A 14,565-nucleotide genomic window follows, 5' to 3' on the forward strand; every position below is an offset into this window, starting at 1 on the left:
GGCCCCCTTGGTCCCGCCGTTCAGGCCTCGAGACTCGAGCCTTCGGCTCATGCGCTTTCGAGGCCTGAACGGCGGGACGGGCCTCGACCCTTTCAGGGCCTCGTAAGACTCGGCCCGCAGGCGGCCCCAAAAAAGCGCTGCCTTCATCAGCAAGTCCGAATCCCAAGCGCCTCCGAAGTCCCGGCGTGAGCTCACAGCCCCATGTAGCGAGTGCGCCCTGACCTTCACAAACCGGCCCTCTCCTCGTCACCGCGTCCGCCGACCCGCCAGAATGTCACGGTGACCCGCGTTCAGCTCCGCCCCGTACTCGTCGAAGCGACGGAAGTTCTCGATGCGGCCGGGGTGCCCAGCCCGCGCGTCGACGCCGAGCAGCTGGCAGCGCACGTGCTGGGGGTGGAGCGCTCCAGGCTCCTGCTGAACCCGCTGATCGGGGCGCAGCAGCTCGCCGACTATCGGGCGCTGGTGGCGCGCCGGGCCGAGCGGGTGCCGCTGCAGCATCTGACCGGGCGCTCGTATATGGGTGAGATCGACCTCACGGTGGGTCCCGGCGTTTTCGTGCCCCGCCCGGAGACCGAGTTGTTGTTCGCCTGGGCGCTCGCCCACCTGGAGGCGGTCCGCCACGATCACACGCCGGTGGTGGTGGACCTGTGCACGGGTTCGGGCGCGCTCGCTCTCGCACTCGCCCATGCCCGGCCCGATGCCGATGTGCACGCGGTGGAATTGGACCCCGGCGCGCTGGGCTGGGCCCGCCGCAATGCCGACCGGTGCGTCGCCGACGGCGATACCCCGATCACCCTGCACCACGACGACGTGACCGACCCGCATCTCCTCACCGAACTCGACGGTTACGTCGATCTCGTCGTCGCCAACCCGCCCTATATCCCCGACGGCGCCGAACTGTCCCCCGAGGTGGCCCGCCACGACCCGCACCGCGCCCTCTTCGGCGGCCCCGACGGCTTGGACGTGATCCGTCCTCTGGTGCCGCTCATCGGCCGCCTGCTCCGGCCCGGTGGGGGAGCGGCGATCGAGCACGACGACAGCAACGGCGCGGAACTCGCGCGCCTACTGGCGGCGGACGGGCGGTTCACCGGGATCGTGGAGCACCCGGATCTGGCAGGGAAGCCACGGTTTGTGGCGGCCGTGCGATGTGCGGTGGGCCGTTCATAGAGTGCGGCTGTCGAGCACCCTCGGTCAAGGGCGAGACGGGCCTCGACCGAGGGGGCTCGTAGGACTCGGCGCTGGGCGTACTGCTGTTGACGAAGGGACCGGATACGAGGTCACACCAGGCGGCTGCGTCAGCATCCGACCAGGACATCGAGATGCCGACGCAACCCGCATGCGTCGAGTTTTACGAGACACCTCAAAGGGTTGAGGCCCGTCTCGCCGTTTCGGCCTCGAAGTGCATGCGCCGCAGGCGCGAGTCCCGAGGCCGAAACAGCGAGACCAAGGGGGCCTCAACCCCGCCCCGCCGGAGGCGGGGCCATACCATGGTGCGCGTGAGTACCGTCTACGACTGCGCCGATCCCGACTCGCGCGCCGCCGGCCTGGCCGCGGCTACCAGTGCTCTGAGATCGGGGCGATTGGTCGTGGTGCCCACCGATACGGTTTACGGTCTGGCTGCCGACGCTTTCGATTCCGCTGCGGTCGCGTCGTTGCTGGCGGCCAAGGGCCGGGGGCGGGATATGCCGGTGCCGGTGCTGGTGGGTTCGTGGAACACGATCGACGGACTGGTGTTCTCGGTGCGGCCGCAGGCTCGTGAGCTGATCCGGGCATTCTGGCCCGGGGGGCTGAGTATTGTTGTGCAGCAGGCTCCTTCGCTGTCCTGGGATCTCGGTGAGGCGCGTGGCACGGTGATGCTGCGGATGCCGTTGCATCCGGTGGCGCTGGAGTTGTTGCAGGAGGTCGGTCCGCTGGCGGTGTCCAGTGCCAATATTTCCGGTAAGCCGGCGGCCGAGAATGTGTCGCAGGCGCGGGAGCAGCTCGGCACCCAGGTGGGTGTATTCCTGGACGGCGGTCCGGCCCAGCACGCGAAGCCGTCCACCATTGTCGATCTCACCGCTGATCAGCCGCGGATCCTGCGCGCGGGCGCGGTGCCGACCGCGGCGGTCGCCGAAGCGCTGGGAGTCACCGCCGAGTCGTTGACCGGGTCCGTCGCGCGGTGAATGTAGCGGTTTCGATGAGGGTACGGGCGGTATCCCCGGCCGCGGGGTGGTGGTCGGCGCGATGACCGGTTACGGTGCGGTCGTCCCGCTACGCGAGCTCCTGCTGGTGTTGCTGATTTCGGCGGTGGTGACCTTTCTGGCCACCGGCGGGATCCGGACGCTGGCGATCGGGTTCGGCGCGGTGGCCATTCCGCGTGACCGCGATGTACACGTGAAGCCGATCCCGCGAATGGGCGGGGTGGGTATGTACATCGGCGTGGTGGCGGCCGTTTTGTTCGCTCATCAGTTGCCGGCGCTGCGCCGCGGCTTCGATTACCGGCCCGATATCGCCGCCGTGCTGGTCGCGGCGACGATCATCGTCGGGGTCGGGATCGTGGACGATCGGTGGGGCCTGGACGCGCTCACCAAGTTCGCCGGTCAGGTCACTGCCGCCGGGGTGATGGCGGTGATGGGTCTGGGCTGGTATCTGATCTACGACCCGTTCAACAACAGCACCGTAGTCCTCGACGGATTGCAGGGCGGCCTGGTCACCGTCGCGGTCGCGGTGACCCTGATCAACGCCATGAACTTCGTCGACGGCCTGGACGGTCTGGCCGCCGGCCTGGGGCTGATCGCTTCGTTCGCGGTGTTCGCTTTCGCGGTCGGCCTGCTCACCGAACAGGGCGGTTCGGTGGACAGCTATCCACCCGCCCTGCTGGCCGCCGCCATGGCCGGTGCCTGCCTCGGGTTCCTGCCGCATAATTTCTCGCCGGCCCGGATCTTCATGGGTGATTCGGGATCCATGCTGATCGGGTTGGTGCTGGCCGCGGTGTCGACCAGCGCGTCCGGCCGGATCCCGTTGCAGGGTTACGGGCCGCGCGATATCGTCGGCCTGCTCTCGCCGTTGTTGCTGGTCGGCGCGGTGATGTTCATCCCGGTGCTGGATCTGCTGCTCGCGATCGTGCGCCGGGTGCGCGCCGGGGTCAGTTTCTCCACACCCGACAAGATGCATCTGCACCACCGGCTGCTGCAGATCGGGCATTCGCAGCGCCGGGTGGTGCTGGTGATCTATCTGTGGGTCGGCATCCTCGCGTTCGGTGCGGTCGGCACCTCGGTGATGGACCGCCGGGTGGTGGTGCTGATGATGGCCGCCGGCCTCCTGTTCGCGCTGGTCGTGACCGCTGTTCCGGGGTTGTGGCGGCGGCAGGCCCGCCGGGACGCGGCGGGCTCGGCTTCCGACTCCGGGTAGAGTTCGGGCCGTGTCCACGAGTTCTGCCGGCCCCAGCACCCCCGATAGCGCCGATGCCCCGCTCCGTGCGGCGTTGCGCTATGGACTGATCGGTCTGGTTGTTTTGACGGTGCTGGCGGCGGCCATCGCGACAGCGCTGGCCGGAACCGCCGGACTGTGGGGCGCGCTGCTGGGTGCCGCGATCGGTGGGGGTTTCATCCTGACCACGGCGGTGGTCGTGCTGCTCGGCGCGAAACTCCCGCCGTCCACCGCCGGGCTGATCATGCTGGTCAGCTGGGTCGGAAAGCTGCTGGTGGCGTTGATCGTGGTCGCCGTTCTGCAACGATTCGAGTTCTACGACCGGGTGGCACTGTTCCTGACCGTCGTGGGGGCCCTGGTCATCGTTCTGGGAGCCGAAACTTACGGTGTATTGCGACAGAAGGTCCCCTATGTAACCGTCCCTGAGCAGGGCGGGAAAGAGGAGCCTGACCAGGGTTGACCAGGGTCTACGACAATTTGTCGTAGATTACATCTCCCCCGCTACACGTTGTCGTAGTTCTCTTGGTAAAGTATTGGTAAGCAAGCGACTAAGCCAGGGGTGCCGACCCGGTCCGACCAGCTACCGCTATGCTACTGCCGTGCCGTGCTCGTAAAGGGTTCGGTTCTGCATGTCGACGATGTCGCCGACACACGTACAGACGCCAGCGCGGATCGCCGCTACAGCTGCTGACGACCTCGAGCCGACCTCAGTCGACCCACATTGATCGTCAATGTCCGATCGAACCGCGGGAGCGAAAACATCCCGCGGCCCGAACACGGGAGAGAACGCTGAGCGTCACTACCTTGGCCGCGGAGTTTCACGCGCCGTCGCTAACCGACTTCTTCCCTCCGGCGGTGCTGTTCGAAGGGACCCCCTTCGAACTCGATCGGCTGATGCTGGTCCGGCTCGTGATGACCGCCGTCCTGATCGCATTCCTGTTCCTGGCGTTCCGGACCCCGCGAATCGTGCCGAAACGACTGCAGAACGTCGGCGAAATGGGTCTGGTCTTCGTCAAGGAGCAGATCTGTGACGAGATCCTCGGCAAGGAAAACGGCCGCAAGTTCTTCCCGCTGATCGCGACGATCTTCTTCACCGTCCTGTTCCTGAACTTCTCGGGTGTGATCCCCGGTCTGAACATCTCGTCGAACGCGCGTATCGGCATGCCGCTGGTACTGGCCGTGATCGCGTATATCGCGTTCAACTACGTGGGCATCAAGAAGTACGGCTTCTTCACCTATATGCGCAGCAGCATCGTCGTTCCGAATGTTCCGCCGGCCATGCACGTGCTGCTCATTCCGATCGAGTTCATCTCGACCTTCGTGCTGCGGCCCTTCACGCTGACCGTCCGACTCATGGCCAATATGCTCGCCGGTCACATCATGTTGGTGCTGTTCTTCAGCGCGACCCAGTTCTTCCTCTTCGACGCGGACGCCTGGATGAAGGTGTTCTCGCCCTTCTCGCTGCTGGGCGGGCTCGCATTCACGCTGTTCGAGCTGCTGGTCATCTTCCTGCAGGCCTATGTGTTCGCGTTGCTGACCGCCGTGTACATCAGTCTTGCCCAGCACGCCGACGAACACTGACCGACCGGAACAACCGATAAGGACCTGCTGCACCACGCCGTCCGGCGGGTGAGCAACAGAAAGGGAATGGAAGACTCATGAGCCTCTCGTACCTGGCCCAGGAAGCTGCCACCAACGAATCCACGCTGAAGGGCCTTGGCGCTGTCGGCTACGGCCTGGCCGCCATCGGCCCCGGCATCGGCGTCGGTATCGTCGTCGGTAAGGCGATCGAGGGTATTGCCCGCCAGCCCGAGCTCTCCGGCACCATCCGGACCAACATGTTCCTCGGCATCGCGTTCACCGAAGCCCTGGCGCTGATCGGTCTCGTCGCCGGCTTCATCTTCTGATTCCGATGAACGAGTTCATTCTGCTCGCAGCGGCTGAGGGAGAGGATGTGAATCCTCTCATCCCCGCGACGTACGACATCGTCTGGTCGGCGGTCTGCGTGGCGATTATCGCCTTCGTGGTCTACAAATACGCCGTTCCACGCCTGATGAAGGTGCTGGACGAGCGCGCCGACAAGATCGAGGGTGGCATCGATCGGGCCGAGGCCGCGCAGGCCGAAGCCCAGGAGACGCTGCAGCAGTACCAGAAGCAGCTGGCCGACGCACGTCTGGAAGCCGCGAAGATCCGCGAAGACGCCCGCACCCAGGGACAGCAGATCCTCGCCCAGATGAAGGCCGACGCCCAGGCCGAGAGCGACCGTATCGTCGCGGCCGGGCACACCCAGCTGGAAGCCCAGCGCCAGCAGATCCTGACCGAGCTGCGTGCCGAGGTCGGCCGCACCGCGGTGGACCTGGCCGAGAAGATCATCGGGCAGTCGGTATCGGACGAGGCCAAACAGGCCGCGACGATCGAGCGATTCCTCGACGAGATCGACCGTTCGGACGCCGGTATCGGGGTCGGAAGGTAACGACGGAGGAGTGAAAACCATGTACGCAGCGAGCCGTGAGGCCAGCTCCCGGTCCAAGGAGGCGCTTCGGGCCGCGCTGACCGGAAGCAACGGTGTTGCGGCCACGACGGGGTCCGAACTGTTCGCCGTTGTCGACGTACTGGACGACCAGCGTCCGCTGCGTGTGGCGCTCGCGGACGTATCGGTGCCCGGTTCGGCCCGCGCCGAACTGTGCGAGCGGATCTTCGGGAGCCAGGTCAGCGCTGCCACTCAGGCGGTGCTGACCACTGCGGTCGCCCAGGACTGGTCGCGTGCCCGGGACCTGGTCGACACTCTGGTGCTGCTCGGTCAGCTGGCATACCTGGAATCGGCCTCCGAAAAGGGCCGGTTGACCGCCGTCGAGGACGAACTGTTCCGCTTCGGCCGGATCATCGCCGACAACCCGGAGCTGGAACAGGCCCTGTCCGATCGCGCCGCCTCGGCGGCGGCCAAACGAGAACTGCTCGAGCGGCTGCTGTCCGGTAAGGCCGAGCCCATCACCCGGGCTCTCGCCGAACAGGTGGTGACCAGGCAGCGTGCCGGGATCGGTGTGGCCTTCGACGAACTGTCCGACCTGGCCGCGGCCCGGCGCGAACAGATCGTCGCGCACGTCCGGTCGGCGATCGAGCTGACCGACTCCCAGCGTGAACGGCTGGGCGGCGCCCTGGCACGTATCTACAACAAGGCTGTCACCGTGCATGTCGAGGTCGATCCCGAACTGTTGAGCGGGCTCGTCGTGCGCATCGGCGACGATGTGATCGACGGCAGCGCGATCGGCCGACTGGACCGGTTGCGCCGCTCGCTGACCTAGCGGCGGGGCGCCGGGCACCGGTCCGGCGCGAACCGCTCAACACCCCCGACATTCCAGACCAGAGACCGAGAGCAGGAAGAACATGGCGGAGCTGACGATCTCCTCCGACGAGATCCGTAGCGCGATCGAAAGCTACACCCAGAGCTACACCCCGGAAACCTCCATCGAGGAAGTCGGTGTCGTCACCGATACCAGTGACGGCATCGCGCATGTGAGCGGCCTGCCTTCGGCTATGGCCAACGAGCTGCTCGAATTCCCGGGCGGTGTGCTCGGTGTCGCGCTGAACCTCGAGGACCGTGAAATCGGTGCCGTCATCCTCGGCGAGTTCGCCGAGATCGAAGAGGGCCAGCAGGTGCGCCGCACCGGCGATGTGCTCTCGGTCCCGGTCGGCGACAACTTCCTCGGCCGCGTCGTGAACCCGCTCGGCCAGCCGATCGACGGTCTGGGCGAGATCGAATCCGACGACCGCCGCGTCCTGGAACTGCAGGCCGCGACAGTACTGGAGCGGCAGCCGGTCGAGGAGCCGATGGCGACCGGCATTACCGCCATCGATGCGCTCACCGCGATCGGCCGGGGTCAGCGTCAGCTGGTCATCGGCGACCGCAAGACCGGTAAGACCGCGGTCTGCATCGACACGATCCTGAACCAGAAGGCCAACTGGGAGTCGGGCGATCCGGCCAAGCAGGTGCGCTGCATCTACGTGGCGATCGGCCAGAAGGGTTCCACCATCGCGGGCGTGAAATCCGCCCTCGAGGAGCACGGTGCGCTGGAGTACACCACCATCGTCGCCGCCCCGGCCTCCGACTCCGCCGGCTTCAAGTGGCTGGCCCCCTACACCGGCTCGGCCCTCGGCCAGCACTGGATGTACCAGGGCAAGCACGTCCTGATCGTGTTCGACGATCTGACCAAGCAGGCCGAGGCCTACCGCGCGATCTCGCTGCTGCTGCGCCGTCCGCCGGGCCGCGAGGCCTACCCGGGCGACGTTTTCTACCTGCACTCGCGTCTGCTGGAGCGTTGCGCCAAGCTCTCCGATGAGATGGGCGGCGGTTCGATGACCGGTCTGCCGATCATCGAGACCAAGGCCAACGACATCTCGGCCTTCATCCCGACCAACGTCATCTCCATCACCGACGGCCAGGTCTTCCTCGAGTCCGACCTGTTCAACAAGGGCGTCCGCCCGGCGATCAACGTCGGTACCTCGGTCTCCCGTGTCGGTGGCGCCGCCCAGACCAAGGGTATGAAGAAGGTCGCCGGTTCGCTGCGTCTGGAAATGGCCCAGTACCGCGAGCTGGAGGCGTTCTCCGCCTTCGCCTCCGACCTGGACGCCGCCTCGCTGGCGCAGCTCGAGCGTGGTGCCCGCTGGGTGGAACTGCTCAAGCAGGACCAGTACTCGCCGATCGCGGTCGAGGATCAGATCGTCTCGATCTATCTGGTCGACGGCGGCTACTACGACTCCGTACCGGTGGCCGATATCCGCCGCTTCAATGTCGAGCTGCTCGAGGATCTGCACAGCAACGCCGCGGACGCCTTCACCGCCATTGCCGGTGGCAAGGTGCTCGACGGTGATGCCGCCGAGCAGATCAAGACCGCTACCGACAACTTCAAGCAGGGCTTCCTGGCCTCGGACGGCACCCGCGTGGTGAACGAGCCCGGCGCCGACGAGCTCGGCCACGAAGAGGTCGAATCGCTGTCGGTCACCCGCAAGCACGTCGAGAAGTAGACCGGGCGAACCATGCGCTGTTTTCCTGTCACGCCGCGAATGAGGGGAGTGTGAACCGATGGCTACCTTGCGCGAGCTGCGCTCCCGTATTCGTGGTATCAACTCGATCAAGAAGATCACCAAGGCCCAGGAACTGATCGCCACCTCGCGGATCACCAAGGCCCAGGCTCGGGTCGCGGCCGCCAAGCCGTACTCCGAGGAGATCACCAAGGTGGTCGCGGAGCTGGCGAGTGCGTCGAAGAATCTGTCGCACCCGCTGCTCACCGAGCGCTCCGATCCGAAGCGTGCCGCGGTGCTGGTGATCACCAGCGACAGCGGCCAATGCGGTGGTTACAACTCCAATGTGCTCAAACGCGCCGAGGAGTTGATGACCACCCTGCGCGACGAGGGCAAGGAACCGGTGCTCTACGTCATGGGCAACAAGGGCCTGACGTACTACACCTTCCGCGATCGTCGGCCGGTGGCCTCGTGGACCGGGTTCTCGCAGCAGCCGACCTATCCGGATGCCTCGGCGGCCTGCAACCACCTGGTGGACAGCTTCATGGCCGGGTCCGCGGGCGAGGTCCCGGCACCGGACGGTACCGGTTCGATCGCGGGCGTGGACGAACTCCATATCGTCTACACCCGGTTCGTGAGCATGCTGTCGCAGACGCCGGAGGTGCGCCGGATGGCGCCGATCCAGATCTCCTTCGTCGACGAGAACTTCGATCTGGGCAAGGACATGCTGTCCGATTCGCCCACGGCCGAGGTGAGCGCGCAGTACGAATTCGAGCCCGACGCCGATGTGCTGCTGGCGGCGCTGCTGCCCAAGTACATCAACACGCGGATCTACGCGTCGTTGCTCGACGCAGCGGCATCCGAGCACGCCGCTCGGCGCACCGCAATGAAGGCGGCCACCGATAACGCCAACGAATTGGCGAGTTCCCTGTCTCGCCAGGCCAACTCGTTGCGGCAGGCCAACATCACGCAGGAAATCAGCGAAATCGTCGGCGGCGTGAATGCCCTGGCGGCCAGCTCGGAACGCGACTGAGACGCAGGAAGAGAAACCAGACAAATGACCGCAGCTGTTACTCGAGAAGAGTCGAGCCGGACCGGCGCCGCCACGGGCCGCGTGGTCCGCGTCATCGGCCCCGTCGTGGACGTCGAATTCCCGCGGGGCTCCATTCCAGAACTGTTCAACGCTCTTGCCGCCGACATCACTCTGAAGTCGGTAGCCAAGACGCTGACCCTCGAGGTCGCCCAGCACCTCGGCGACAACATCGTGCGCACCATCTCGATGCAGCCCACCGACGGCCTGGTCCGTGGCGCCGAGGTCCGTGACTCCGGTAAGCCGATCTCCGTGCCGGTCGGCGATGTCGTCAAGGGGCACGTGTTCAACGCCCTGGGCGACTGCCTCGACAGCCCCGGCCTCGGCCGCGACGGCGAGCAGTGGGGCATCCACCGCAAGCCGCCGAGCTTCGACCAGCTCGAGGGCAAGACCGAGATTCTCGAGACCGGCGTCAAGGTGCTCGACCTGCTGACCCCGTACGTGAAGGGCGGCAAGATCGGTCTGTTCGGTGGTGCCGGTGTCGGCAAGACCGTGCTGATCCAGGAGATGATCACCCGTATCGCGCGGGAGTTCTCCGGCACCTCGGTGTTCGCCGGCGTCGGTGAGCGCACCCGTGAAGGCACCGACCTGCACCTGGAAATGGAAGAGATGGGCGTCCTGCAGGACACCGCCCTCGTCTTCGGCCAGATGGACGAGCCGCCGGGCACCCGTATGCGCGTCGCCCTGTCCGCGCTGACCATGGCGGAGTACTTCCGCGATGTGAAGCACCAGGACGTGCTGCTGTTCATCGACAACATCTTCCGGTTCACCCAGGCCGGTTCCGAGGTCTCGACCCTGCTGGGTCGTATGCCCTCCGCGGTCGGTTACCAGCCGACGCTGGCCGACGAGATGGGTGAGCTGCAGGAGCGGATCACCTCGACCCGCGGCCGGTCGATCACCTCGCTGCAGGCCATCTACGTGCCCGCCGACGACTACACCGACCCGGCCCCGGCGACCACCTTCGCCCACCTGGATGCGACCACCGAGCTCTCCCGCCCGATTTCGCAGAAGGGTATCTACCCCGCCGTCGACCCGCTGACCTCGACCTCTCGTATCCTCGAGGCCTCGATCGTCGGCGACCGGCACTTCGCGGTGGCCAACGAGGTGAAGCGGATCCTGCAGAAGTACAAGGAACTGCAGGACATCATCGCCATCCTCGGTATGGACGAGCTCTCCGAGGAGGACAAGGTCCTCGTCGGCCGTGCCCGCCGGCTGGAGAAGTTCCTCGGCCAGAACTTCATCGTGGCCGAGAAGTTCACCGGTCAGCCCGGTTCTGTCGTGCCGCTGGAGCAGACCATCGACGACTTCGACCGGGTCTGCAAGGGCGAATTCGACCACTTCCCGGAGCAGGCGTTCAACAGCTGCGGTGGTCTCGACGATGTCGAGGCGGCCGCGAAGAAGATCGCCGGAAAGTAGTCCTTCATGGCGGATATGTCAGTTGATCTCGTCGCGGTCGAGCGGCGGCTGTGGTCGGGCCGGGCGAGTTTCGTCAGCGCCCAGACCACCGAGGGACAGATCGGCATCTTGCCCGGGCACGAGCCGCTGCTCGGCCAACTGGTCGAGGGTGGCACGGTGACCATCGTCGATACCGACGGCAGCCGGATCGTGGCCGCGGTCCACGGCGGCTTCTTCTCGGTCACCGCCGATACGGTGCGAGTCTTGGCGGAGTCCGCAGAGTTCTCCACCGAGGTCGATATCGCGGCCGCACGTCAGGTGCTGTCCGACGGGTCGGCGTCCGCGGAGGCCCAGCTGGCCGCACAGGGCCGGGTCCGCGCGGTGGAACAGGCCGGCGCGGCGTCCTGATCTCCCACGGGAGCACAACAGAATGATCTCGGCTCCGGCCGGCGACGATCCCTCGTCGCCGGCCGGAGCCGTTCTATCGGTGTCCCGGTTCACACCGGCGTTGCCCACGGGCGCCCCCGGGATCGATGACGTCGCATTATCCGAGACATCCCCGTGCCATTTGTAAACTGGTTCGTGGTTGAATGGCCGCGGGTGCATCTGCCGGTCCGATCCGGCGATCGCCTCGGATGAGCGAAGGGATGTGCAGCATTGCGGACCGGGATGGTGCTTCTGATCATTCTGGTGCTCGTGCTGGTCGCATTGGCTCTGGTTTCCACGTATCGCCTGGTCATGTTGCGGCGCGGTGGCACCGCGGCCATCCTGCGCGTACTCCCGGCTCGCGGCGGGGAACGCTGGCGGCACGGCGTCATCCGCTACGACGAGGATCACCTCGTCTTCTTCAAACTCACCAGCCTCCGGCTCGGCGCCGATTCGGTGATCCGCCGGCGCGGTATCGAGATCGGTGAACGCCGCGGTCCGCAGGGCGACGAGTACGACATCATGACCGACGGGATCGCGGTGATCGGGGTGTCCGATCGCCACGGCGATTACGAGCTGGCACTGGATCGCGCGGCGTTGACCGCGTTCCTGTCCTGGGTCGAGTCACGGCCTTCGGAGCGGGCCCGCCGGCTACGCGGCCACTGAGGCCGTAGGCCCGTTCCTCGCACGGGCCTTCTCGAGCGGGCAGTACGGCGCAAATGCGCATCCGCCGCAACCTCGCGGCCGGTCGGATGGACGTTAGGGTGGTCCTGTGAGCGTGCATTTGACGCGGATCTACACCCGCACCGGCGACGACGGGACCACCGGTCTCAGTGATTTCTCCCGGGTGCCGAAAACCGATCCGCGGCTGATCGCCTACGCGGACTGCGATGAGGCCAATGCCGCCCTCGGGGTCGCGATCGCCCTCGGCGGCCCGGACCCGGAACTGGCAGCGGTCCTGCGCGGAGTCCAGAACGACCTCTTCGACGCGGGCGCGGATCTGTCCACTCCGGTGGTGGAGAACCCGAAGTATCCGCCGCTGCGCATCACCGCGAGCTATATCGAACGCCTGGAACACTGGTGTGACCGGTTCAATGCCGAGCTGGCTCCGCTCGATTCGTTCATCCTGCCCGGCGGGACCCCGCTCGCCGCGCTGCTGCACACCGCACGCACGGTCGTCCGGCGCGCCGAACGCTCGGCGTGGGCGGCCGTGGAAGCGCATCCCGGCGACACCAGCGCGCTACCGGCCAAATATCTCAACCGGCTGTCGGATCTCCTGTTCATCCTCAGCCGCTACACCAATCCCGACGGTGATGTCCTCTGGCAGCCCGGCGGTGGCCGCAAGGACGAGGCCGGTGCGGCGACTCCGGACGGACCGGGCGCGGATCCCGCGTCCGAAAGCTGACGGATTCCGTCCGGACGGTGGAAACTGCTCCTGGCGATCGGGTGGCCGAGCCGCCGCGCGCGAGGGCTCGGCGTTGTCTCGACCGGCAGCGCAATGCGATCGTGGGCGCTCTATCCTTGCACTCACTGGTGCGCCGAATACTCGGAGAGGCGGCATGGAACGGTTTTTGGTAACTGGCGGCAACCGGCTGGTCGGTGAGGTCTCGGTAGGAGGCGCCAAGAACAGCGTCCTGAAACTGATGGCCGCTGCTCTGCTCACCGAAGGCAAGACCACCATCACGAACTGTCCGGACATCCTCGATGTGCCTCTGATGGCCGAGGTCCTGCGCGGTCTCGGATGCGACGTCGAGGTCTCCGGCGATGTGGTGACGATCGATACCCCGGCCGAACCCAAATACCACGCGGATTTCCCGGCGGTGACCCAGTTCCGTGCCTCGGTCTGTGTCCTCGGCCCGTTGATGGCCCGCTGTAAACGTGCGGTGGTGGCGCTGCCCGGTGGTGACGCCATCGGTTCCCGGCCTCTCGATATGCACCAGGCCGGGCTGCGGTTGCTCGGCGCGACCAGCGAGATCGAGCACGGATGCGTGGTCGCGCGGGCCGACGAGCTGCAGGGCGCGCGTATCCGGCTGGATTTCCCGTCGGTCGGTGCCACCGAGAACATCCTCATGGCCGCGGTGCTGGCGCAGGGGGAGACGGTGATCGACAACGCCGCGCGCGAACCCGACATCGTCGACCTGTGCACCATGCTCACCCAGATGGGTGCGCGTATCCGCGGTGCGGGCACCTCGGTGCTCACCATCCACGGCGTGAAACGACTGTCGCCGATCACGCACCGGGTGATCGGCGACCGGATCGTCGCGGCCACCTGGGGTATCGCCGCCGCCATGACGATGGGCGATGTGCGGGTCACCGGGGTCAATCCCCAGCATCTGGCACTGGTCCTGGACAAGCTGCGGTCGGCCGGCGCGCGGATCTCGTTCGAACCCGAGGGTTTCCGGGTCGTGCAGCCCGATCGCCCGCGCGCGGTCAACTTCTCCACTCTGCCGTTCCCCGGCTTCCCCACGGATCTGCAGCCGATGGCCATCGGCCTGGCGGCGATCGCGGATGGCACCTCGATGATCACCGAGAACGTCTTCGAAGCGCGCTTCCGGTTCGTCGAGGAGATGATCCGGCTCGGCGCCGATGCCCGGACCGACGGGCATCACGCGGTCGTCCGCGGTATTCCCCGCCTCTCCAGCGCACCGGTGTGGTCCTCCGATATCCGCGCCGGCGCCGGACTGGTTCTCGCGGGCCTCGTCGCCGACGGGGTGACCGAAGTGCACGACGTTTTCCACATCGACCGCGGATATCCGAACTTCGTGGAGAAACTCCAGGCGCTCGGAGCCGGCGTGGAACGGGTGGGAGTGGGAACATGACCGTTCTCGGCGGCCCGGGTTCGGAAACGGTCTCGGAAACAGTCGCCGAAAAGTTGCTTTGACCAGGCGATTTGACATTGAATTAGATGCCACGTAACTTTATCCAAGTCAGAGCGACACGGACACCGACCCGGGGCCCGGAGCGAGGCGGAAACGCCGAGCCGGAGGGACCAGGGAAACGAGGTAGGACGAGGAGCGCCTGGCGATCACACTGGCTCGACCGGGACGCCGATTTGCAATCGGGAAAACGGATGAGCTAAGCTTGAGAAGTTGCCTCACCGATCGAATGACTTAAAAGTCACCAGATGGTGTGTGCGTGTGTTCTTTGAGAACTCAATAGTGTGTTGATGAATGTCAGTGCCAAATATTTAATTTGGTTTCGGTTCTTCATACCCCCGTGTGGAGGAT

At 66.1% G+C, this 14,565-nt stretch carries 15 protein-coding genes; all 15 read left to right on the forward strand.

Features of this window, described 5'->3' with window-relative positions; all coding sequences use genetic code 11:
* Positions 1-279: 279 nt before the first annotated feature.
* The 15 genes from prmC to murA all read left to right on the forward strand — a co-directional run bounded on the left by prmC (position 280) and on the right by murA (position 14,157).
* Positions 280-1,167 carry a peptide chain release factor N(5)-glutamine methyltransferase gene (gene prmC / locus IG75_RS0120770; RefSeq protein ID WP_030522403.1) on the forward strand — a complete coding sequence of 296 codons (888 nt, stop codon included), beginning with the start codon at positions 280-282 and terminating at the stop codon, positions 1,165-1,167.
* Between the two features lie 329 nt (positions 1,168-1,496).
* Positions 1,497-2,162, forward strand: coding sequence for an L-threonylcarbamoyladenylate synthase (locus IG75_RS0120775; RefSeq protein ID WP_030522402.1), 666 nt, complete (start codon positions 1,497-1,499; stop codon positions 2,160-2,162).
* Positions 2,163-2,223: 61 nt separating this feature from the next.
* Positions 2,224-3,390 (forward strand): MraY family glycosyltransferase, encoded by a 1,167-nt coding sequence (locus IG75_RS0120780; RefSeq protein ID WP_030522401.1) that lies wholly within the window; start codon positions 2,224-2,226, stop codon positions 3,388-3,390.
* Positions 3,391-3,400: 10 nt separating this feature from the next.
* On the forward strand, positions 3,401-3,868 hold the full coding sequence (locus IG75_RS0120785) for a Cg1360 family ATP-synthase-associated protein (RefSeq protein WP_030522400.1): 468 nt from the start codon (positions 3,401-3,403) through the stop codon (positions 3,866-3,868).
* Between the two features lie 344 nt (positions 3,869-4,212).
* The gene (atpB, locus tag IG75_RS0120790) at positions 4,213-4,989 is read left to right on the forward strand and encodes a F0F1 ATP synthase subunit A (protein ID WP_157106330.1); all 777 of its coding nucleotides are present in this window, start codon (positions 4,213-4,215) and stop codon (positions 4,987-4,989) included.
* A gap of 77 nt (positions 4,990-5,066) precedes the next feature.
* Positions 5,067-5,315: an ATP synthase F0 subunit C gene (locus tag IG75_RS0120795; RefSeq protein ID WP_030522398.1), complete on the forward strand. Its 249-nt coding sequence runs from the start codon at positions 5,067-5,069 to the stop codon at positions 5,313-5,315.
* Between the two features lie 5 nt (positions 5,316-5,320).
* Positions 5,321-5,881 (forward strand): F0F1 ATP synthase subunit B, encoded by a 561-nt coding sequence (locus IG75_RS0120800; protein WP_030522397.1) that lies wholly within the window; start codon positions 5,321-5,323, stop codon positions 5,879-5,881.
* 19 nt (positions 5,882-5,900) lie between these two features.
* Positions 5,901-6,710: a F0F1 ATP synthase subunit delta gene (locus IG75_RS0120805; RefSeq protein WP_030522396.1), complete on the forward strand. Its 810-nt coding sequence runs from the start codon at positions 5,901-5,903 to the stop codon at positions 6,708-6,710.
* Between the two features lie 82 nt (positions 6,711-6,792).
* A complete protein-coding gene (gene atpA, locus IG75_RS0120810) occupies positions 6,793-8,430 on the forward strand; it encodes a F0F1 ATP synthase subunit alpha (protein WP_030522395.1) in 1,638 nt (545 codons plus the stop codon).
* Positions 8,431-8,488: 58 nt separating this feature from the next.
* Positions 8,489-9,460: a F0F1 ATP synthase subunit gamma gene (locus IG75_RS0120815; RefSeq protein WP_030522394.1), complete on the forward strand. Its 972-nt coding sequence runs from the start codon at positions 8,489-8,491 to the stop codon at positions 9,458-9,460.
* A gap of 24 nt (positions 9,461-9,484) precedes the next feature.
* Entirely contained in the window at positions 9,485-10,933 is a 1,449-nt protein-coding gene (gene atpD, locus IG75_RS0120820) for a F0F1 ATP synthase subunit beta (protein ID WP_030522393.1), read from the forward strand.
* A 6-nt stretch (positions 10,934-10,939) separates the two neighbouring features.
* Positions 10,940-11,320: a F0F1 ATP synthase subunit epsilon gene (locus IG75_RS0120825; RefSeq protein WP_030522392.1), complete on the forward strand. Its 381-nt coding sequence runs from the start codon at positions 10,940-10,942 to the stop codon at positions 11,318-11,320.
* A 261-nt stretch (positions 11,321-11,581) separates the two neighbouring features.
* Positions 11,582-12,004, forward strand: a complete 423-nt coding sequence (locus IG75_RS0120830) for a DUF2550 domain-containing protein (RefSeq protein WP_030522391.1) — start codon at positions 11,582-11,584, stop codon at positions 12,002-12,004.
* Between the two features lie 106 nt (positions 12,005-12,110).
* Positions 12,111-12,743 (forward strand): cob(I)yrinic acid a,c-diamide adenosyltransferase, encoded by a 633-nt coding sequence (locus tag IG75_RS0120835; RefSeq protein WP_051714758.1) that lies wholly within the window; start codon positions 12,111-12,113, stop codon positions 12,741-12,743.
* 154 nt (positions 12,744-12,897) lie between these two features.
* On the forward strand, positions 12,898-14,157 hold the full coding sequence (gene murA / locus IG75_RS0120840; RefSeq protein ID WP_030522389.1) for a UDP-N-acetylglucosamine 1-carboxyvinyltransferase: 1,260 nt from the start codon (positions 12,898-12,900) through the stop codon (positions 14,155-14,157).
* Positions 14,158-14,565: the final 408 nt, after the last annotated feature.

It is taken from the genome of Nocardia rhamnosiphila NBRC 108938, assembly GCF_000720425.1.
In the GTDB taxonomy this organism is placed as follows: domain Bacteria; phylum Actinomycetota; class Actinomycetes; order Mycobacteriales; family Mycobacteriaceae; genus Nocardia; species Nocardia rhamnosiphila.

What these genes read in the sequence shown, in the direction of transcription:
- atpD (WP_030522393.1), top strand. Translation starts at nt 9,485, where the DNA reads ATGACCGCAGCTGTTACTCGAGAAGAGTCGAGCCGGACCGGCGCCGCC.
- atpA (WP_030522395.1), top strand. Translation starts at nt 6,793, where the DNA reads ATGGCGGAGCTGACGATCTCCTCCGACGAGATCCGTAGCGCGATCGAA.
- IG75_RS0120825 (WP_030522392.1), top strand. Translation starts at nt 10,940, where the DNA reads ATGGCGGATATGTCAGTTGATCTCGTCGCGGTCGAGCGGCGGCTGTGG.
- murA (WP_030522389.1), top strand. Translation starts at nt 12,898, where the DNA reads ATGGAACGGTTTTTGGTAACTGGCGGCAACCGGCTGGTCGGTGAGGTC.
- IG75_RS0120795 (WP_030522398.1), top strand. Translation starts at nt 5,067, where the DNA reads ATGAGCCTCTCGTACCTGGCCCAGGAAGCTGCCACCAACGAATCCACG.
- IG75_RS0120780 (WP_030522401.1), top strand. Translation starts at nt 2,224, where the DNA reads ATGACCGGTTACGGTGCGGTCGTCCCGCTACGCGAGCTCCTGCTGGTG.
- IG75_RS0120805 (WP_030522396.1), top strand. Translation starts at nt 5,901, where the DNA reads ATGTACGCAGCGAGCCGTGAGGCCAGCTCCCGGTCCAAGGAGGCGCTT.
- IG75_RS0120830 (WP_030522391.1), top strand. Translation starts at nt 11,582, where the DNA reads ATGGTGCTTCTGATCATTCTGGTGCTCGTGCTGGTCGCATTGGCTCTG.
- IG75_RS0120800 (WP_030522397.1), top strand. Translation starts at nt 5,321, where the DNA reads ATGAACGAGTTCATTCTGCTCGCAGCGGCTGAGGGAGAGGATGTGAAT.
- IG75_RS0120815 (WP_030522394.1), top strand. Translation starts at nt 8,489, where the DNA reads ATGGCTACCTTGCGCGAGCTGCGCTCCCGTATTCGTGGTATCAACTCG.